Origin of the sequence: Catenulispora sp. EB89 (assembly GCF_041261445.1) — a bacterium.
Taxonomy (GTDB): domain Bacteria; phylum Actinomycetota; class Actinomycetes; order Streptomycetales; family Catenulisporaceae; genus Catenulispora.
Genome location: NZ_JBGCCU010000041.1, coordinates 6,169 through 28,004 on the forward strand (window position 1 = coordinate 6,169; position 21,836 = coordinate 28,004).

The 21,836-nt window shown below is 71.0% G+C and carries 2 protein-coding genes; both read left to right on the forward strand.

What is annotated here, in order from left to right:
* Positions 1-135: 135 nt before the first annotated feature.
* Positions 136-12,549: an amino acid adenylation domain-containing protein gene (locus ABH920_RS46965; protein WP_370355865.1), complete on the forward strand. Its 12,414-nt coding sequence runs from the start codon at positions 136-138 to the stop codon at positions 12,547-12,549.
* Positions 12,549-21,623 (forward strand): amino acid adenylation domain-containing protein, encoded by a 9,075-nt coding sequence (locus ABH920_RS46970; RefSeq protein ID WP_370355866.1) that lies wholly within the window; start codon positions 12,549-12,551, stop codon positions 21,621-21,623. The genes ABH920_RS46965 and ABH920_RS46970 overlap by 1 nt, the downstream gene beginning before the upstream one ends.
* Positions 21,624-21,836 lie beyond the last annotated feature (213 nt).

The following is a 21,836-nucleotide window of genomic DNA, read 5'->3' on the forward strand; positions in this document are numbered from 1 at the left end:
GAAGTCAGTTTGCGAGAACGGGGCAACGGGGCTCTGGGTCTATCTTGAGGCAAGACCGTCTGTGCATGTCCTGCAATGGCATTGCCGGCGACGATGGCTCGCTGAGCCGAACAATTCTGTCGACACCTGCAATTGGTGTGCTCTTTTCGCGGTGAACATCGCACCTTGCTGTTTTTCGCACCGGTCCATGGGGGAATTCAGTTGACCGACACACGGGTTTTTGCTGCGAACTTGACGGTCACGGCTGACAACCCACTCCTGCGCGGGCACGTCGTCTACGGGCGCAACATGTTGCCCGGCGTCGGCTATGTGGACCTGGTGCTCCAGGTCCTCGCCCAGAACGGGTACCCGATGGCAGAGGTCGAGCTACGCAACCTCACCATCGTCACGCCGCTGGTCGCCGGACCGGGCGAGGAGTTGCTGACCACAGTCGAGGGACGGACCGCACCCGCGGGGGGCTTGCGGGTGGAGGTCCACAGCAGGCGAGGACCGGACGCACCCGTTGTGCGGCACGCGTTCGTCACTGTGCACCGCACGCCGATACCGGAGTTCACCGAGCGTCTGCCGTTGCCGGTCAGCGGCGCCACCACGGTCACGTCGATGGCCGATCTCTACGCCTGGTGCCGTGGTCACGACCTCGTCCACTCCGGACTGATGAAGATCGACGGAACCATCAGCCACCGCGCCGATGACTGGCTGGTCGAGCTGGAACTCCCGGCCGAGCATCACGAGACAGCGGACAGGTTCCTGTTCCACCCGGCCCTTTTCGAGGCGGGCCTGCTCGGCGGCGGGGCCGGCATCCAGCAGCCGCATCAAGGCGACCAGGGCGAGGGCCTGTACCTTCCCCTGGTCTTCGAGTCGTTCCGGGCTGTCGCGCCCCTGGGCAAGCGGTGCTTCGTGCGGTTACCGGCCGGGTCGGCCCGACGCGATGACGACTTCGTCCGGCTGTCGGTGGAGTTCTACGACGAGTCCGGCGCGAAGATCGCGGATATCGGCAGGCTGGTGGCCAAGCGCGTGCGGGACGCGGCGTCCGTCGACATGCCGGAGGGCGGGGCCGTCGTGCTCGCGCGACCGCCGGCGGTCGTCGGCGACCCTCCCGCCGCACCCGGCGCGGACCTCCTGTCGTTCCTGCGAGAGCTGGTCGCGGCGCGACTGGAACTGCCGGCGGCACGGGTGAACGTCGACGGAAGCCTCTACGAGCTGGGGCTGGCATCGGCCGACCTGGTCTCCCTGATTCCTCCGTTGGAGGACCGGCTGGGTTGCTCTCTCTCGCCCACGATCATGTTCGAGTACCCGTCGCTCGCGGAGCTGGCCGCCGGGCTGACAGTGACGGAACCGAACCCGCCGCCAGCCGTGGCCGCCGTCGCCGATGCGGACGTGACCCCGGCGTTGCTGGCCGAGGTCGCCGATCTGCTCGCCGTCCCGGTGACCAGTCTCGACCCCGACACCGACCTGGCCGACTTCGGCCTGGACTGGGTCGGGATGGCCCGATTGGCGACCCGGCTCAACGATCGCTTCGGCACCGAGTTCACCTCGACCGCGTTCGTCGAGGCCGCGACCCTGCGCGAGGTCGCTCGACGGCTTCCGGCGGACCCGGTCGGCGGCCCGGGGCCGTATCCGGCGGTGCGCCGAGTCGGCGGCACCGAAAGCGGCGTCGAATACCGGGTGCGCTATCGCGGCGACGAACCGTTTCTGCGGGATCACCAGGTGCGGGGTGGGCGGGTTCTGCCTGCCGTCGTGCAGCTGGAAATCGCGCGTGCCGCGGTCGAACTCGGCGCGATCGGCGCTCGGGTACGACTGGATGACGTGGTGTGGCTGCGCCCGGCGATCTGCGGGCCGGACGGCCTCGAACTGAGCGTGACCGTGCGAGCCGAGGCCGAGGGCCGCTGGGAGTACACGGTCGAGGACCTCGCCGCGAACGGCACGCGAACCGTCTGCGGCAAGGGCCGCGCGGTCCGCGTCGAGCCGGCCGAGTCGGCCGAGCCGGCGCGGCGTGACCTGGACGCGCTCCGTGCGGCCTGCTCGACGCGGACCTTTGACGCGGCCGAGATCTATCCGCTGTATTCCGACGTGGGCATGGACTACGGTCCGGCGCAGCGCGCGATCACCTCCATCGGCGTCGGCACAGACGAGCGCGGTCGCGTGCAGGTGCTCGCCGAACTGCGCGTGCCCTCCGAGGCCGGCGATCTGAGCGGCTATCGCCTGCACCCCAGCGTGATCGACGGCGCGTTGCAAGCCATGATCGGCCTCCGGCTCGCCGACGGCGTCACCGCTGAGCAGCCTCAGGGCCCGTCGTTGCCGTTCGCGCTGGCTCGTGTGGATGCCCTCACCGAGACGCCGTCGCGGGCCTACGCCTGGGTCCGCAGCCAGACCGGCGGCGCCTCCGCGCCGCTGGACGTCACCGTTCTGGACGAACACGGCCGGGTGTGCGTGGAACTCACCGGCGTCCGGGTCCGCGCTCTCGCCCCTCGGCCCACCAGGGCCGCGGTCCGGGAGCGCGCGGTCGACCAGGTTCCGGTCGAGCACGGGGCGAAGGACATCGCGATCGTCGGTGTCAGCGGGCGCTACCCGGAAGCCGCGGACCTCGATGAGTTCTGGCGCAATCTGCGGGCGGGCAAGGACTCCATCCGGGAGGTGCCCGCCGAACGCTGGGACTACCGCGATTTCACGGACGGTCGCTCGGGCGCCGGGCGCTGGGGTGGCTTCCTCGCTGACATCGACCGGTTCGACCCGCTGTTCTTCCAGATCTCCCATCTGGAGGCTGAGTACTTGGACCCGCAGGAGCGGCTCTTCCTGCAGTGTGCGCACCACACCCTGGAGGACGCCGGCTACACCGGAGAGCGGTTGGCCACGGCGGGCGGCGCGCTCGGGCGCTCGGGCCGTGTCGGTGTGTACGTGGGCCTGATGTACCTGGAGTACCAGCTGTTCGGCGCGCAGGCGCAGGAGCGTGGCATGCCGGTCGCGCTGTCGGGCAATGCCTCGACCATCGCCAACCGGGTGTCGTACTTCTACAACTTCAGCGGACCGAGCATGGCCGTGGACACGATGTGCTCGTCCTCGCTGACCGCGATCCACCTGGCCTGCGAGGCCATCAACAGCGGACAGTGCGATGCGGCGCTGGCCGGTGGCGTCAACCTCACGCTGCACCCGAACAAGCACCGGATCCTGAGCATCCGGCGGTTGCTGTCCAGCGATGGGCGCTGCCGCAGCTTCGGTGAGGGCGGCGACGGCTACGTGCCGTCCGAGGGCGTGGGCGCCGTGCTGCTCAAGCCGCTGGCCAAGGCGATCGCCGACGGCGACCAGATCCACGGCGTGATCAAGGGCACCGCGCTCAACCACGGCGGCCGGACCTCGGGGTACTCCGCGCCGTCCCCGGTGGCGCAAGGGGAGGTCATCGCGGAGGCGATCGCCGCGGCGGGGGTGAATCCGCGCGTGCTGAGCTACCTGGAGACGCACGGCACGGGAACGGCGCTCGGCGACCCCATCGAGATCTCCGGCCTGATGAAAGCGTTGCGGGCGAACGACGCGCTGCCGGAGCGGCTGTCCATCGGCTCGGTGAAGTCGAACATCGGGCACTGCGAAGCCGCCTCGGGCATGGCAGGGCTCACCAAGGTGCTGCTCCAGATGCGGCACCGGGAGATCGTGCCGAACCTGCACTCCGGCACGCTCAACCCGCACATCGACTTCGAGAGCACACCGCTGCGGGTGCAACAGCGGCTGGAGCCGTGGGAGCGGCCGACGCTGGACGTCGACGGGCAGCGGCGGACCTTCCCCCGGATCGCCGGGGTGTCGGGATTCGGTGCGGGCGGCTCGAACGCCCACGTCATCGTGGCCGAGTACCAGGCGCCTGAGCGTGCCGCCACCGCGCCCGGCCCCGCGCTGATCGTGCTCTCCGCACGCAGCGAGGAACAGCTCGTCCAGCAGGCTCGGCGGCTGCACGTCCGACTCGGCGAACTGTCCGAGGACGCGCTGGCCGACGTCGCGTGGACGCTCCAGGTGGGTCGGATGGCGCTGGAACAACGGCTGGCCTTCGTCGCGTCCTCGATCCAAGATGCTCGGGCCCGGCTGGCCGCGTTCGCCGAGAACCCCGGACAGGCGGGGGCGTGGCTGCGCGGCACGGTGCATATCGGACGGGGCGACCGCTCCGGTTCGCACGCGGAGCAGGACCTGCGCGCGGACGCCGAGGCGTGGACCGAACGCGGCCGCGGCGAGGAGATCCTGCGCGCCTGGACCGAGGGCGCGACGGTCGGCTGGGACTCGCTGCGCGGGGCGTCGCCGGTCCGGCGGATCAGCTTGCCCGGCTACCCGTTCGCGACCGACCGGTGCTGGCCGGATCTGCCCGCCATCAGTCTGGCGTGGGCTCGGCCGGACCATGAGGCCCGGCCGGATCGGCCCGCCCCGAACCCGACGTCGCTTCAGTCGAATCCTGAGACGTCGGCTCGGTCGAACCCTGAGACGATCCTGCTGCGCGCGAGTTGGCAGGCGCGAAAGGCGCCGGCGGCCACAGGCGTCGACTACCTCGCGCGATACGTAGTGCTGCTGGGCGAGGATGCCGCACGGAGCCTGGCGGAGTACCGGCCCCTGCTCCCGGCCGGGACCCAGAGCCATGCCGTGGACATCGCCGGCGCTCCGCTGGAGCGGGCCCACGCGGACGCGGCTCGGCGGGTCTTCGAGATCATCCGCGATGTCCTGCGCGAGAGCGTGCGGCAGCCGACGCTCGTGCAGGTCGTGCTGGTCGGCACGGCGGACTCGGCGGTCGAGCGGGCCCGCCTGGCCTGCTTCGCCAGCGTGGCCGGTCTGCTCAAGACCGCGCGGCTGGAGAACCCGAATCTGATCGGTCAGTTCGTCGAGTGCATCGACGGTGCCGCACCCTCCGTGGTCGTGGCGCGCCTGCTGGCCGAGGCCGGGGGCGAGCAGGAGGTGCGTTACCGGGATGGGCAGCGGCAGGTGTTCCGCGCCGAGGAGGCGCCGGCCCCTCGGCCCGGTCGATTGTGGCGCGAGGGCGGCGTGTACCTGGTCAGCGGCGGCGCGGGCGGTCTCGGCCTGATAGTCGCGCGGGACATCGCGCGCTCGCTCGACCGCGCGACCATCGTGCTCACCGGCCGGTCGGCGCTGAGCCCGGATCGCCAGCAGAGCGTGGACGCGCTGCGGTCGAGCGGGATCACCGTGGACTACCAGAGCACTGACGTCACCGATCGCGCGTCGGCGTCCCGGCTGATCGCCCACATCGCGGAACGGCACGGGCCGTTGACCGGCGTAGTGCACAGCGCTGGTGTGCTCGAGGACAAGCTGATCATCCGCAAGAGCGCCGAGGAGTGGGCACGGGTGCTCGCTCCGAAGACCGCCGGGCTGGTCACCCTCGACGAGCTGACCCGGGACCAGCCGCTGGACCTGTTCCTGTGCTTCTCCTCTCTCAGCGGGGCGTTCGGCAACCCCGGGCAGGCGGACTACGCCACGGGCAACGCGTTCATGGCCGGTTACGCGGCCTACCGGGAGCTGTTGGTCGCCCACGGCAGGCGGCGCGGCCGCACGATGTCGATCGACTGGCCCTTCTGGGATGAGGGCGGCATGGGCGCCGACGGCGTCATGCGGGAACGCCTGCGGGACATGGGACTCGCGCCGCTGGATACCGAGCAGGGGCTGACCGCGCTGCGCTGGGCGGCGAACGCCGAGGGCAACAGCCTGGTCGACGGCCGGGCGCTGGTGCTCGTCGGCGAGCGGGAAGCGGTGCTGTCGCTGGTCCGGACCGATGAGGAGAACGTGGATACGGTCACGGAGGTTCTGGTGGAGGCCGATGGGAGTCGGGCGGCGGAGGACCATGCTGCGCTGGACCGTGCGGTGGAGGACCGCGCGGTGACGTACCTCCGCCGAGTGCTGGCCGAGTTCCTGAAGCTCACGCCCGACCGGCTCGAGATCGACCTGCCGCTGGACCAGTACGGTCTGGACTCGGTCCTGGGCGTCAGCGTGGTGACCCAGCTGGAGGAGTCGTTCGGCCCGCTGCCGAGGACGCTGTTGTTCGAGGAACCTACGGTGCGCGAGCTGGCGCGGTACTTCGCCGCCCAGCACCCGAACGTGCTGCGCGAGCTGATCGGCGACCCCGAACCCGCGCCGGTCGCCGCGACGCCGGTGACTCGCCCCTCGGTGCCGAGCGTCGTGGTGGTGTCGGAACCGCGCGTTGACCGAGCTGCGCCCGAGACAGCAAGCGTCGCAGGTAACGCAGATACTGTTAACAGAACAGACACTGCGGATATCGCGGTCATCGGCATCAGCGGACGCTATCCGGACGCACCCGACCTCGACGCGTTCTGGAACCGGCTGCGCGACGGAGCGGACTGCGTCACCGAGGTGCCCGCGCAGCGCTGGGACTCCGCGCTCGTCCCCGGCCGGTGGGGCGCGTTCCTCGACGGCGTCGAGGAGTTCGACCCGCTGCACTTCGGCGTCTCGCCGCGCGAAGCCGCGACGATGGATCCGCAGCAGCGGCTGATGCTGGAGACGGTATGGCGGCTGTTCGAGCACGCCGGCATGACCCAGGAGGTCATCGAAGAACGCTACGGCCGCTCGGTCGGCGTCTATGTCGGCGCGGCCTATCAGCTCTACCGCTCGGACGACGTGGAATCCGGCCTCGCCGCACTGACCGCGTCGGCGTCCTACAACATGATCTGTGGCCGGATCTCGCAGTTCTTCGGTCTGGAGGGGCCGAGCCTCGCCGTCGACAGCATGTGCGCTTCCTCCGCCATGGCCGTCCACCTGGCCTGCACCGATCTGCGGGCGGGCGAGTGCGAGCTGGCCGTGGCCGGAGGCGTCAACCTGACCGTCCATTCCGACAAGTATGTCATGCTGGACAAGCTCGGCCTGCTCGGTACCCACCCCGGCAGCCGCAGCTTCCGCGACGGCGACGGCTACCTGCCCGCCGAGGGCGTGGGGGCGCTGCTGCTCAAGCGGCTCGACGCGGCCCTTCGCGACGGCGACGACATCCATCTGGTCATCAAGGGCAGTGCGTCGCTGCACAGCGGTCGCGGCAACGGTTTCATGACGCCCAGCCGCAAGGCTCAGGTCGCCGTGATGCGGCGGGCGTTGAACCGCGCCGGCGTGGGGCCGGAGGACATCGGCTATGTGGAGGCCGCGGCCAACGGCTCGGCGTTCGCCGACGAGATCGAGGTGAGCGCCCTCGCCGAGGTGTTCGGCGGGGTGTCCGCACCGGTTCCGGTCGGCACCGTGAAGTCGAACCTCGGCCACCCCGAGGCCGCCTCCGGTGTCGCCCAGCTGACGAAGGTCGCGCTCCAGCTTCGTCACCGGCAGCTCGTGCCCCTGGTCTCGGTGGGCAGGCCGAACCCGAACCTCGGCCTGGACCGCGGCCCGCTCGCGTTGTGCGACGAACTCGCGGACTGGGAGGCGCGTGACGGGAACAGGCTGGCGCTGGTCAACTCCGTCGCGGCAGGCGGCAGCCACGTGAGCCTGGTCGTGGCCTCGCCCCCCGCCGTCGCACCGGCGATCGAACCGGTGCCGGGCCGGCAGCTGGTCCTGTTGTCGGCCAAGAACGCCACGCGACTGCGCACGGCCGCGCGGCGGCTGGCCGATTTCGCCGCCGACGAGGGTTCCAGCGCGACCCTGGCCGACATCGCGTACACCTCGCAGATCGCCCGGGAGGCCATGGCCGAGCGCGTCGCCGTCATCGCCCGGTCCCGCGAGGAGCTGTCCGCCGCCCTCACCGCCCTGCTCGACGACTCGCCCGCGCCCGCCGGTTCGATCCGGCGCGGCAACGCCGACAGCGACGCCGGTCCGCTGCGGACCGTGCTGGACGGTGCGCTCGGTGAGACGTTCCTCGCCGCGCTCGTCGGCGAGGCGGACCTGGACCGGCTTGCCGAGCTGTGGGTGCACGGCGCGAAGGTGCCGTGGCGGGGCCTGCACCGCGGTCGCCGGAAGCTGACCGCCGAGCCCTCGACCGTTTTCGAGACCGGCAGCTACTGGCTTGGCCGCGCCATCGAGACGCCTGCCACCGAAACGCCTGCGAAGCGGCCACCGGCGGGACCGGACGCCGACGGCTTGGGCTTGCTGGACACCGTGCTCGCGGTGTGCGCGGACCTGCTCGGCTTCCAGCCGGGCCAGATCGGAGCCGATGACGACTTCGCCGCGCTCGGCGGTCATTCGCTGCATGTACAGCAACTCGTCGCGCTGTTGCGCGAGCGCGGGCTGCACTGCGAGCCCGCCCGCGTCTTCGAAGCGCGCACGCTCGGCGCCCTGGCCGCCGCCGTCGAGACCGGGCCGGCCACCCCCGCCGAACCATCCGCTGCCGCCGTTCCGGTCGGGAGCACCGCCATCACCCCGGAGATGCTGCCGCTGGTCTCGCTCAGCTCGGATGAGATCGCCGCGATCGTGGCGGCGGTGCCGGGCGGGGCCGCCAACGTGGCGGACGTCTACCCGCTGGCGGCGCTACAGGAAGGCATGTTCTTCCACCACCTCAGGCAGGACGGACATGACCCGTACGTGTCGTCGGTCGTGTTCTCTTTCGCCGAGCGCGAGCGCCTCGACCAGTTCGCCGACGCGCTGCGCGCGGTCGTCGCACGGCACGGCGCGCTGCGCACCGCGATCGTGTGGGACGGACTGAGCGCGCCCGTGCAGGTGGTGCATCGCCGGGTGGAGCTGCCGCTGGAGGAGTTCGAGCTGCGAGCGGGCCGCGTGGTCGACGAGGAGGTGACCGAGCTGCTGGCCCGCACCGGGACCATCGCGCTGGACACCGCGCCGCTGATCCGGCTGCGAGCCGGGCGCCATCCGGAGACAGGGCGCTGGCACGTTGTCCTGAGCCTGCACCACGTCATCCACGACGCCGCCTCCTTCGGTCTGCTGTTCGCCGAGATCGCCGCACACCTGACCGGCCGGGCGGCCGAGTTGGCCGAGCCTGCCGCCTACCGCGACTTCGTCGTTCACTCGCGTGAGCGGGCGACGGTGCTGGACCCGGCCGCGTTCTTCGCCGAACAGCTCGGAGCCGTGACCGAGCCGACGTTGATGTTCGGGCTCTCCGATGTGCACGGTGACGGCCGGAATGTGGTCGACCTGCGGCATCGGCTGGACACCGCGCTCGGCGTCCGGATCCGCGAGCTCGCCAAGGACCTGCGCGTCAGCCCGGCGACCCTGTTCCACGCGGGCTGGGCGCTGGTCGTCGCGGCCACCGCCGACCGCGACGACGTGGTGTTCGGCACCGTGATGTCGGGCCGTGTGCAGGGGCCCGGCGGCATGGAGCGGATGCTCGGCAGCTTCATCAACACCCTGCCGGTGCACCTCGACCTCGCCGGGCTGACCGTGTCGGAGCTGATCGTCCGCACCGAGCGGCTGCTGCGTGAACTCGTGCGGTACGAGCAGGTGCCGCTGACGGTGGCTCGCGGCCACAGCGGCCTGGCCGGGCCGGACGTGCCTCTGTTCAACGGCTTCCTGAACTACCGGCACCTGGTACGCGAAGGCGGGTTCGACGCCGCCGAACTGGAGCGCGCCGGCATCACGCCGAGTTCCGGGGTGATCGAGCGCAGCAACTATCCGGTCGCGCTGTCCGTCAACGACCTGGGCCGCTCGTTCGAGCTGGAGGCGCAGCTCGTGCGGACCCAGGACCCTGAGCTTCTGGTGGCGTACCTGGAGACGGTGATGTCCTCGCTGGTGGCCGCCGTGGGCGAGGGGCACGGTGACGTGCGGCTCGCCCTGGACCTACCGGTGCTGCCGGCCCGGGTCCGTGAGCGCGAGCTGACCGGCTTCAACGAGCCGTTCACCGAGCACGACGCCGAACGCTGCCTGCACACCTGGTTCGAAGAGGTCTGCGCCCGCACCCCCGACGCGGTGGCCGTCACCCACGACGGGATCGCGCTCACCTACCGCGAGCTGGACGAACGCGCCAACCGCTGGGCCCACGTGCTGCGTGAGCACGGCGTCGGCGCCGACGGGCCGGACACGCTGGTCGCGCTGTGCCTGCCGCGCGGCGCACAGATCGTCGTCGCGATGCTCGCCGTGCTCAAGGCCGGCGGCGCCTACCTCCCGCTGGATCCGGGCGCGCCGTCGGACCGGCTCGCGTTCATCCTCGCCGACAGTTCGCCCGCCGTGCTGGTCACCGACGGCGACCTGCTCGCCGACCTGGAGATGCCCGGCCTCGCCCGGATCGAGCGGGCCGACCTCGCGGCGGCGGACCGGCCCAGTACCCCGGTGCCGGGTCGGTCCCGGCCCTCGGACCTGGCCTACGTCATCTACACCTCCGGCTCCACGGGCGAGCCCAAGGGCGTGCTGGTCGAGCATCGCAACGTCGTGCGGTTGTTCACCGCGACCGACGACTGGTTCCGGTTCGGGTCGCAGGACGTGTGGACGCTGTTCCACTCGTGCGCCTTCGACTTCTCCGTGTGGGAGATGTGGGGAGCCCTGCTGCACGGCGGCCGCCTGGTCGTGGTACCGGAAGACGTGGTGCGCGGCCCCGAGGAGTTCTACGCGCTGCTGTGCGACGAGGGCGTCACCGTACTCAATCAGACCCCGAGCGCGTTCCGCCAGGTCATCGCGGCGCAGGCAGAGCGTCCCGGCGAGCACCGGCTCCGGACGGTGGTCTTCGGCGGAGAGGCGCTGGATGTCACCGCCCTCAAGCCGTGGCTGGACCGCCCGGTCAACGCCGGCACCGAGCTGGTGAACATGTTCGGCATCACCGAGACCACCATCCACGTCACCCACCGGCCGCTGCGGGCGCACGACGCGCAGGACACGGCCAGCCCGATCGGCAGGCCGATCCCGGACCTGCGCGTGTACGTGCTCGACCGGCACGGCCGACCGGCTCCCACCGGCGCCGTCGGCGAGATGTACGTGGCCGGCGCCGGCGTGGCGCGCGGCTACCTCAACCGCCCCGAGCTGACCGCGGAACGCTTCCTGCGCGATCCCTTCCACGGCATGGATGCGCGCATGTACCGGACCGGTGACCTGGCGCGCAGGCTGCCCGACGGCACGCTGGAGTACCTGGGCCGCAACGACGAGCAGGTGAAGATCCGCGGCTACCGGATCGAGCTGGGCGAGATCGAGCAGCGGATCGCGGCGCACCCGGGCGTCCAGGACGCCCGGGTCGTGGTGCGGGAGTACGACGCCGACGACCGGCGCCTGATCGGCTACATCGTGCCCTCGGCCACGCACGCGCGGCCGGTGCGCGAACTGCTGCGGCTGGCCGACGCCGAGCCGGCCGCACTGGCCGACGTACACCGCCTGCCCAACGGGCTGCCCGTGTTCGACCACAACCGCAGCGAGACCGAGTTCCTCTACGACGAGATCTTCACGCAGGCCGAGTACGCGCGGCACGGCATCACCGTCCGCGACGGTGATCTGGTGTTCGACGTCGGCGCGAACATCGGCATGTTCACGCTGTTCGCCGGGCTGCGCTGGCCGGGCGCGCGGGTGTACGCGTTCGAGCCGATCCCGCCGGTGCACGACACGTTGCGGCGCAACGTGGACCTGCACGGCCTGGACGCGCGCGTGTTCGATTTCGGGCTGGGCGCGCAGGCCCGCGAGGAGACCTTCACCTTCTACCGCCACAACACCGTCATCTCCAGCAGCCGCACCACCACTGAACAGGCGCACGAGCTGATGCGCTCCTACCTGTCCAACCGGCAGGAATCCGACGGTGCGGCCACCGAAGACGGCGCGCTCGTCGACGAACTGGTCGACGCGCGCATGGACAGCGAACAGTTCGTCTGCCGGGTGCGGACGCTCTCTTCGGTGCGGGCCGAGCACGGCATCGACCGGATCGACCTGCTCAAGGTCGACGTGGAGAACGCTGAACTCGACGTGCTGCGCGGCATCGAGGAGGCCGACTGGGCGCGGATCCGCCAGGTCGTCGTCGAGGTGCACGACGCCGACGGACGGCTGGCCACGGTGGTGGCGCTGCTGGAGTCGCACGGCTTCACGGTGATCACCGACCAGGACAACCGGATGCTGCGGGACACGCCGCTGTACAACCTCTACGCGAGGCGGGCCGGTGCCGACACAGTGGCCGACATGGCGGCCGACCCGCCGCCGGTGCCGACGACGTGGCCGAACGCCGACCTGCTGCGTGCCGACATCGACGCCGTACTCAGCGTCGGACTGCCGGACTATATGCGCCCGTCCGCGCTGGTGTTCCTGCCCGCGATCCCGTTGACCCGCAACGGCAAAATCGATCGGCGCGCGTTGCCTTCGCCGGAGCGGGCCGGCGGGCCGGACGAGCTGCGCGTGCCACCGCGCACCGAGGCCGAGCAGACGGTGGCCTCGGTGTGGGCGGAGCTGCTGCGGATCGATTCCGGTCAGTTGGGCATCACCAGCGACTTCTTCAAGCTGGGCGGCAACTCGCTGCTGGTGACGCGGTTGATCAACCTGCTCAAGCAGCGGACCGGTACGCGGCTGCGCGTGCAGGCCGTGTTCGACAACCCGGGATTGGCGGAGTTGGCCGCCCAGTTGACCGGATCGCTGGACGACGTCGCCAAGATCAACGAGAGCATCAGCTTCATCGAGGGTCTGACAGACGAGGAACTGGAGGCGCTCGGCCTCGATGACGTGGAAGGCCGCTGATGAGCACCACTGACGAACTGAGCGGTGCGGACCTGGTCCGGCGGATCCGGGCGATGTCGCCCAAACGACGACGTGCGGTGACCGCGCTGCTGCGCAAGCAGGGCGTGGACCTGTCGGCGCTCAACGTCGTCACGCCGCGTCCGCGTAAGGCCGACGAGCAGGTGCCGCTGTCCTACGCGCAGCAACGCCTGTGGTTCCTCGCCCAGCTGGACGGCACCAGCGCGCACTACAACATCCCGGTCGCGGTGCGGCTGCACGGTGAGCTGGACCTGCCCGCGCTTCGGCGCGCGCTGACCGAGGTGGTCCGTCGCCATGAGGCGCTGCGCACCCGGCTCCCGGCCGTCGACGGCGTGCCACACCAGGTGATCGGCGACGGCTCCGAGTTCGAACTCCGGGTCGCCGACGTCGCTGACATCACCGACGTCGCCGACGGCACCGACCCGGCGGAGCTGGCGCGGCTGTGCCGGCAGGAGACGGTGGCACCGTTTGATCTCGCCGCCGACTCGCTGATCCGCGCGCTGCTGCTGACGGAGAGCGCGACCGAGCACGTGCTGGTCGTGACGATGCACCACAGCGTGTCCGACGGCTGGTCGCTCGGTGTGCTTTTCCGTGACCTGTCCGCGCTGTACGACGCGTTCCGGGCGGGTCTGCCTTCGCCGCTGGCGCCGCTGCCCATCCAGTACGCGGACTACGCGCTCTGGCAGCGCGAATGGCTGGACGACGGGGTGCGCGACGAGCAGGTCGAGTACTGGCGCGGCCAACTGGCCGGCGTCGATCCCCGCCTCACGCTGCCCACGGACCGGCCGCGCCCGGAGAACAAGACCTACCGCGGCACCCGTGCGTTCTTCGGCTGCCCGCCGGATCTGATCGAGCGTCTGGGAACCGTCGCGGCGCGCTACCAGGTGACGCTCTACATGGTGCTGCTCGCGGCCTACGACATCGTGCTGCACCGCTACACCGGGGAGCACGACCTCGCGGTCGGCACCGTGGTCGCCAACCGCAACCAGCACGAGGTCGAGGACCTCGTGGGCCTGTTCGCCAACACTGTGGTGATGCGGGCCGACCTCGCCGGCGACCCGGCCTTCCCCGACCTGCTGGCCGCAGTGAAGCGCACCGCGCTGGCCGCCTTCGACCACCAGGACGTGCCGTTCGAGATGGTGGTGGACGCTCTCCAGCTGGAGCGCAGCCTCAGCCACTCGCCCGTGTTCCAGACCCTGTTCGTCTTGCAGGAGGCGTCGACCGGGCAGGACATCAGCCTCGGCGGAATGACCACCTCCGCGGTCGGATTCGATTTCGACATCACCAAGTTCGACGTGACCCTGGACCTGCGCGAAGTCCCCACCGGTCTGCTCGGTGCGGTCGAGTACAACACCGACCTGTTCGACCCGGCCACCATCGAGCGCTTCATCGGGCACTACACCTCGCTGCTGGAGGCGATCGCGGTCGCGCCCGAGTCCAGCCTGTCCGGTCTGGACATGGTCGGCGCACAGGAACGGGAGCTGGTGCTGCGGACCTGGAACGACACGGCGCGCGAGTACTCCCGGGACAGTTGTCTGCACCAGCTGTTCGAGGCGCGGGCGCGCCGGCACCCGGAGGCCGTCGCGGTGGTGGACGGCGACCGCGAGATCAGCTATGCGCGGCTCGACGCGTGGGCCAACCGGATCGGGCACGCGCTGCGGGATCTGGGCGTCGGCCCCGACACCGTGGTCGGTCTGTACGCGGCCCGCTCGGCCGAGATGGTCGCGGGCATCTACGGCATCCTCAAGGCTGGCGGCGCCTATATGCCGATCGAACCGTCCAACCCGGCCGCGCGCATCACCGAACTGGTCGAGAACTCCGGGGTGGGCATCGTGCTGGCCCAGCCGGAGGTGGACGCGGTGCCCCTGGGCCGCGCCACCGTGCTGCGGCTGCACGGCGACGGCTCGGTGCGCGACGCGACCGGCCAGGAACTCGCGGCGGGCCGGGACGACGCCGTGGTCGTGCCGGGTCTCGGCTCGCACAATCTGGCCTACGTCATCCACACCTCCGGGTCGACCGGGCGTCCCAAGGGCGTCATGATCGAGCACCAGGCCGCGGTCAACCGCATCGAATGGATGCAGAACGAGTACTCGCTCACGGAGCGGGACGTCGTGCTGCAGAAGACGCCCTTCAGCTTCGACGTGTCGGTGTGGGAGTTCTTCTGGCCCCTGCTTGCCGGCGCGCGGCTGGCCCTTGCGCGGCCCGAGGGTCACAAAGACCCGGCCTACTTGGTCTCCGCCATCCGTCGCTTCGGTGTCACGACCCTGCATTTCGTGCCGTCGATGCTGCGGGCCATCCTGAACGAGCCCGTCTGGTCCGCGTGCGAGTCCGTGCGCCAGGTGTTCTGCAGCGGCGAGGCGCTGCCGCCCGACCTCTGTTCGCGACACTACGAGCGGCACCCCGCGCCGCTGCACAATCTTTACGGTCCGACCGAGGCCGCCGTGGACGTCAGCCACTGGACCTGCCCGCCCGGCACCCCTGCCCGGGTACCCATCGGAAGGCCCATCCAGAACATCCAGCTGTACGTGCTGGACGAAGCGCTGCGCCCGCAGGGCATCGGCTGTGTAGGGCAGCTCCACATCGCCGGTGACGGCCTGGCGCGGGGCTATCTCAACCAGCCGGAGCTCACTGACGAGCGGTTCGTGCCGAACCCGTTCGCGGCGACGCCGGACGCGCGCATGTACCGCACCGGGGACCTGGTGCGGTGGCTGGCCGACGGCACCCTTGAGTTCCTCGGCCGAGCCGACGAGCAGGTGAAGCTGCGCGGCTTCCGGATCGAACTGGGCGAGATCGAACACCGGTTGGGCGAGCATCCCGCGGTGCGTGAGTGCGCTGTGGTGCTGCGAACCGATCAGCGCGACGATCCGCGGCTGGTGGCCTACGCCGTGCTCGCTCCCGACACAGACCTCGCGGACCCGCAGACCGAGCTCTCCCGATTCCTCGCCCGTGCCCTGCCCGAGCACATGGTGCCCAGCGCCTTCGTGGCGTTGGACTCGCTGCCCGTCACTGCGCACGGCAAGCTCGACCGGAAGGCGCTGCCGGCACCGGGCATCGATGACGTCGCCAGGCAGTCCTACGCGGCGCCGAGCACCGACGCCGAGCGGTTGCTCGCCGGGCTGTGGGCCGAGCTGCTCGGCTTCGACGAGTCGCGGATCGGTGCCCAGGACAGCCTGTTCGCGTTGGGCGGGCACTCGCTGCTCATCCCGGTGCTGGTCGCGCGGTTGGCCGAGCACGGCTTCGCGGTCCGGGTGCGCGACGTGTTCGGCGCGCCGACCCTGGCCGACCTGGCCGCCCTGCTCACGGCGGGGACGACCGAGGACTTTTCGGTGCCCGCCAACCCGATCCCGGCCGACTGCCGCCGACTGACACCCGAACTGCTGCCCCTGGTGGAGCTGACCCAGGAGCAGATCGACGCGGTGGTGGCCACCGTGCCCGGTGGCGTGGCTAACGTGGCGGACGTGTACCCGCTCGCCTCGGCGCAGGAAGGCATCCTGTTCCATCACCTGCTCGATCCCGAGAACGACCCGTACCTGGTCTCCATCCTGTTCACCGCGCGGGACGAGGCCGCGACCACCGCGTTCATCGACGCGCTGCGGGCCATGGTCGCCCGGCACGACGTGCTGCGGACCGCGGTCCTCACCACTGGTCTGCCCGAGCCGGTGCAGGTCGTGTACCGGCACGCGGAGCTGGACGTGCAGCGGATCCGGCTGGTGCCGGGCGACACCGAGGCGCAGGCCCGTGAGCTCCTGCACGGTGCGGAACGGATCCCAGTCGACCGGGCCCCGCTCCAGCGGCTGGTCGTCGCCGAGGACCCCGACTCCGAGCGCCGCTACCTGGTGCTCACCTCGCACCACCTGATCGAGGACGCCACCTCGATCCGGCTCAGCATGGCGGAGGTCACCGCGCACCTGGCCGGTCAGGCCGACCGGCTGGCGCCGACCGCACCGTACCGCGACTTCGTCGCCCACACCCGGCACCGGCTCGCCTCCGACGACGCCGAGGCCTACTTCCGAGCGGCGCTCGGCGACGTGGTCGAGCCGACGGCCCCGTTCGGCCTGACCGAGGTGCGCGGCGACGCGCGGCGGTTCTCGCAGCTGCGCCGAGGGCTGCCGGGTGAACTCACCGAAGCCCTGCGCGCGCAGGCGAAACGGCTGCGCGTCAGTCCCGCGTGCCTGTTCCATGCCGCCTACGCGCGGGTCGTGGCCGCCACCAGCGGTCGCGAGGACGTCGTGTTCGGCACCGTCCTGTCCGGACGCCTCCAGGGTGTGCCCGGCGTCGAGGCGATGCTCGGCAACCTCATCAACACGCTGCCGCTGCGGCTGCGGCTGGCCGACCTGACCGTCCGCGAGCTGGTCGACGAGGTCGATCGCGGGCTCGCGGACCTCATCGCCCGCGAGCAGACGCCGTTGAGCCTGGTGCAGCGGTGCAGCGGCATGGACGGCGAAGCGCCGCTGTTCACCGCGGTGGTCAATGTGCGCCACTTCGAACCGGGACGCGCCGCGCCGTCGGACCCGCCGGCCGAAGATCACGGCGTGCGGTGGATCGCCGAGACCGACGCCACCAACTACCCGCTCTCTGTCGCGCTGGACGACTTCGGCGACTCGCTGTCGCTGCATGTCCGGGTCGACGAGCGGATCTCGCCCGAGGACGTGCTCGACTGCGTGGAAGCCGCGCTCGCCGGCCTGCTGGCCGGTCTCGCCGCGGACGACGGCGTCGGGACGAAGGCGCTGGACATCGAGGTGCTGCCGGCGGCCGAGCGACACCGTCTGCTGGCGGTGTGGCGCGGCCCGCTCGTCCCGGTGCCGGACGTCTCGGTGGTCGCGGCGTTCGAGGAGCAGGCCGACCTCGATCCGGGCCGCCTCGCCCTGGTGCACGAGGACGAGACGCTGAGCTACGGCGAACTCAACGAACGAGCCAACCGGCTCGCGCACTGGCTCATGGCGCGGGAGGTACGGCCCGACGATGTGGTCGCCATCCGGCTGCCGCGGTCGATCGACCTGCTGGTGGCGGTGTACGGCGTGCTGAAGGCGGGCGCGGCGTACCTGCCCGTCGAGCCGGATCTGCCCCTCGAGCGGGCGCAGCACATGCTCGCCCAGGCCACGCCCGCGCTCGTGCTCACCGAACTGCCGGACACCAGCGCCTGGCCGGCCAGCGCTCCCGGCGTCGCGGTGAGCGGCGACCGGGCTGCCTACGTGCTGTACACCTCCGGTTCGACCGGCCGTCCCAAGGGCGTCGTCGTCCCGCATCGTGCGGTCGTCAATCGCATCACGGGTATGCAGCAGCGCTACCAGCTGACTGAGCAGGACCGTGTCCTGCACAAAACCGCGGCCAGCTTCGACGTGTCGGTGTGGGAGTTGCTGTGGCCGTTGGCCGCCGGCGCCTGTCTGGTGATCGCCCGGCCCGACGGACACAAGGATCCGGCCTACCTGGCCGGACTGATCCAGCGAAGCGAGGTGACGACCCTGCACTTCGTGCCCTCCATGCTGCGGCTGTTCCTGGAGGAACCGACCGTCACCGGGTGCACAAGCCTGCGCCGGGTGCTGTGTGGCGGCGAGGCGCTGCCGGTGTCGCTCGCGCGGGAGTTCCACCGGGTGCTGGACGCCGAGCTGCACCACCTCTACGGACCGGTCGAGGCGACTATCGACGTGACCGAGAACGAGGTCCGGCCTGATGGCGACCGGGTGAGCATGGGTCACCCGGTGCCCAACACCCGCGTGTACGTGCTGGACTCGCGGCGGCGCATCGTGCCGGCCGGCGTGCCGGGGGAGTTGTACCTCGCCGGTGTCCAGCTGGCCCGGGGCTACGTCGGCCGGGACGACCTGACCGCCGAGCGGTTCGTGCCCGATCCGTTCGTTCCCGCGGGCGAGCGCATGTACCGCACCGGCGACGTGGTGCGCTGGTGGCACGACCGAGGGCTGGAGTTCCTGGGCCGCACCGACGACCAGGTGAAGGTCCGCGGCGTGCGCATCGAACTCGGCGAGGTGGAGACCGCGCTGCTGCGGCACGACGCCGTCGCGGGCGCGGTCGTCCTCCCGCACGGTGACGGTGAGGACCGCGCGCTGATCGGCTACGTGCGGCCCAGCGCCAAATGGCTGGACGAGTCCGCGCGGCAGCAGGTCGCCGAGCACCTGACGCACTGGCGGCAGATCTTCGAGAAGCAGGGCGCGCCGGACGAGCGGGTCGCCGACGACCTCAACCTGGTCGGCTGGGACAGCAGCTACACCGGCACGGCGATTCCCGACGAACAGATGCGAGAGTGGATCGACGGCACCGTCGATCGCATCGTCGCGCTGCGGCCGAGGCGGTTGCTGGAGATCGGCTGTGGCACCGGGTTGCTGTTGTTCCGCTACGCCGAGCAGTGCGAGGCCGTGCACGCGGTGGACCTCGCCGCAGCGGTGCTGGCCGACGTGCGTCGGGGGGTCGAGCGCCGCGGGTGGTCCCACGTCACGCTGGAACAGGGCGACGCGCTCACCGCCCCGTTGCCCGACGCGACCTTCGACACCATCGTGATCAACTCCGTCGCGCAGTACTTCCCGAGCTGCTACTACCTCGAACAGGTCATCGCCCGGCTGCTCCCGTTGCTCTCCGACGGCGGCCGCCTGTTCATCGGCGACGTGCGCAACCTGGACCTGTTGACCGCGCACATCGGCGCGATCGAACGCGGTAGCGCCCGGGGCCGCACCACGGTGGCGGCGCTGGCCGCGCAGGTGCGCCGCCGTGCTCGGCAGGAGACGGAACTGCTCGTCAGCCCCACGTACTTCGCGCGCCTTTCCGAGCGATTCAGTGAGCTGGGTTCAGTAGACCTGATGGTCAAGCGCGGTCTCGGCGACAACGAGATGCTCGCCTACCGCTACGACGTCGTGCTGACGAAGGGCGCGCGGGTGCCGTCGCGGCCGCTGCCGTGGCGCCACGCCGGCACCACGGACGAGCTGCTCGCACTGCTGGACGCCGGAGCGCCGGACCGGTTCGGCGTTGCAGGCCTGGTCAACCCGCGCATCGCCGACGATGTCGGGGTCGTGGCCCAGCTGGCACAGGGGCTGCCCACCGTCGAGATCGAGCCGTTGCGGGGCGGTGCGCGGCTGGACGAGCGGGCCGCGGCGGCCGTCCGCGACCTGGAGTCGGTTCTCGCCCACGCCGAGCGGCTCGGCTATCGGGTCTGCGCCACCTGGTCGCAGAATCGGCCGGACGGCATCGACCTGTTGTTCGGCCGCGACCAGCTGCCCGAGGTGCGCGCCCGCGAGCCGTACCGCGCCACGCGGACTTCGAACTTCCCGCAACTCGCCGACCTCGGTCCCGGGCTGACTGCGGCGCTTCGGGAACACCTGTCCGCGAGCCTGCCGGACTACATGGTCCCGACGCTGTTCATGGTGCTGGAGGACATTCCGGTCACCCGCAACGGCAAGGTCGACAAGCGCGCGCTCCCCGCGCCCGGCGAGGACAGCGTGGTCAAGGCGGCCTACGCGGCGCCGCGCACCGAGGCCGAGCGAGTGCTCTGCCGCCTCGTCGAGGAGATGTTCGAGATCAGCCGGGTCGGACTCGACGACGACTTCTTCGCGCTGGGCGTGCACTCGCTGCTCGCGGTCCGGCTGACCATGCGGGTGCAGCGGGAGTTCGGAGTGCGGTTGCCGCTGCGGCTGATGCTCACCGGCGCGACCATGCGGGAGGCGGCGGCCGCGTTGCAGGCACTGCGGGACGGTCCGGACGCGGAGGCCACGGTGTCCGTGTCGGCGGGCGCGCCACCGATCTCCCTCCAGCAAAGCGAACTGTGGTTCCTGGACCGTCCCGAACACGCCCGGCTCGGGACGGCCTACGACAACGTCCAGGTCGCGCTGCGGATCGGCGGAGAACTGGATCGGGCCGTGCTCGCCCGTGCCGTGCACGCGTTGGTTGACCGGCACGAGGTGCTGCGCACGGGCTATCGCGTCGAGGGTGACGAAGTCCTGCAGGTCGTCGGGGACAACCGAGTCGAGGTCGTCGTCGAGCAGGTCGGCGAGGACGCGCTCGACGGCTGGCTGCGGGAGGAACGCCTCCGCCCGTTCGACCCTGCGGATCCGCGGGTGCTGCGGGTGCACTTGCTGCCGCGCCCGGACGGCGGCCACGTCCTGACGCTGACCCGGCCCTGGGGCGTCTTCGACGGATGGTCCATGAACATCGTCTTCGCCGATCTGTTCGAGCTGTACCGGGCCGACGCCGAGCACCGCGCGCCGGATCTGGCGCCGCTGGCCTGGCAGTACGGCGACTTCGCCCGCTGGCAGCGTCAGGCCGTCGGTCCGGCCGAGTTGGACCGGCAACGCGCGTACTGGCGAGGGCGACTGGCCGGCCTGCCGCCGTGCGTGCGGCTGCGCACCGATCACCCGCGTGGTCCGGTGCGGTCGTACCAGGGCGCCGCCGTGGATGTGACGATCCCGCAGGACGTGCTCACCGAGCTGCGTGAACTCGGCCGCCGACGCGGCGCGACGCTGTACATGACGCTGCTCTCCGCGTTCGCGGTGCTGCTCGGCGGACACGGCGACAGCACGGACCTGGCGATCGCCTCCCCGGTGAGCAACCGGCCGCGGATCGAACTGGAGCCGTTGGTCGGCTACTTCTCCAACCGGCTCGCGATGCGTCTGGACGTGACACCCTCCCGGACCTTCGCCGAGGTGCTCGGCGAGGCCAGGCAGGTGACGGCTGAGGCGCACGAACACAAGGACCTGCCGTTCACCGAGTTGGTGCGCGATCTCGCGCCGGCGGCGAACGCGTCCCACCCGCCGCTGTGCCAGGTGGTGTTCAACCTCTTGCCCGCCGCGCCCACTGACAGTCGCGACGCGCCTGCGAACGTCTCGGTGACCCCGCTGCCCGCCCACCCGGGACTGGCGAAGTTCGACCTGAACCTGGTCGTCCGGGAAACCGGCGACGGCCTGCGGGGCTACCTGGAGTACAGCACCGATCTGTACGCCGAGCCGACCGCGCGGGACCTGGTGCACGCGCTCACCCGGCTGCTGCGGGCGATCGTGGCGGACCCGGACCTGAGCCTGTCCCGGTTGCGGGCCGTCGCGGACGGGCCGGCCAGATGAAGCACCACAGCCAGGGTGAGCGCGGTGCGGCCGGTTTCCGGCACTTGCTGTACGAGGAAGTCGACGCGGTCGGACAGGGGGCGTGTACTCGGCCGGTCTGACGCTGGGGTCGATTCGATTTAGATCCGAAGCATAGGTGCGCTGGCGGGGGCCACGCCGTCCGGTGGTGCGTCCATGAGCTGGGGAAAGTTGGGGGTCAGTGAGCAGTCCTGA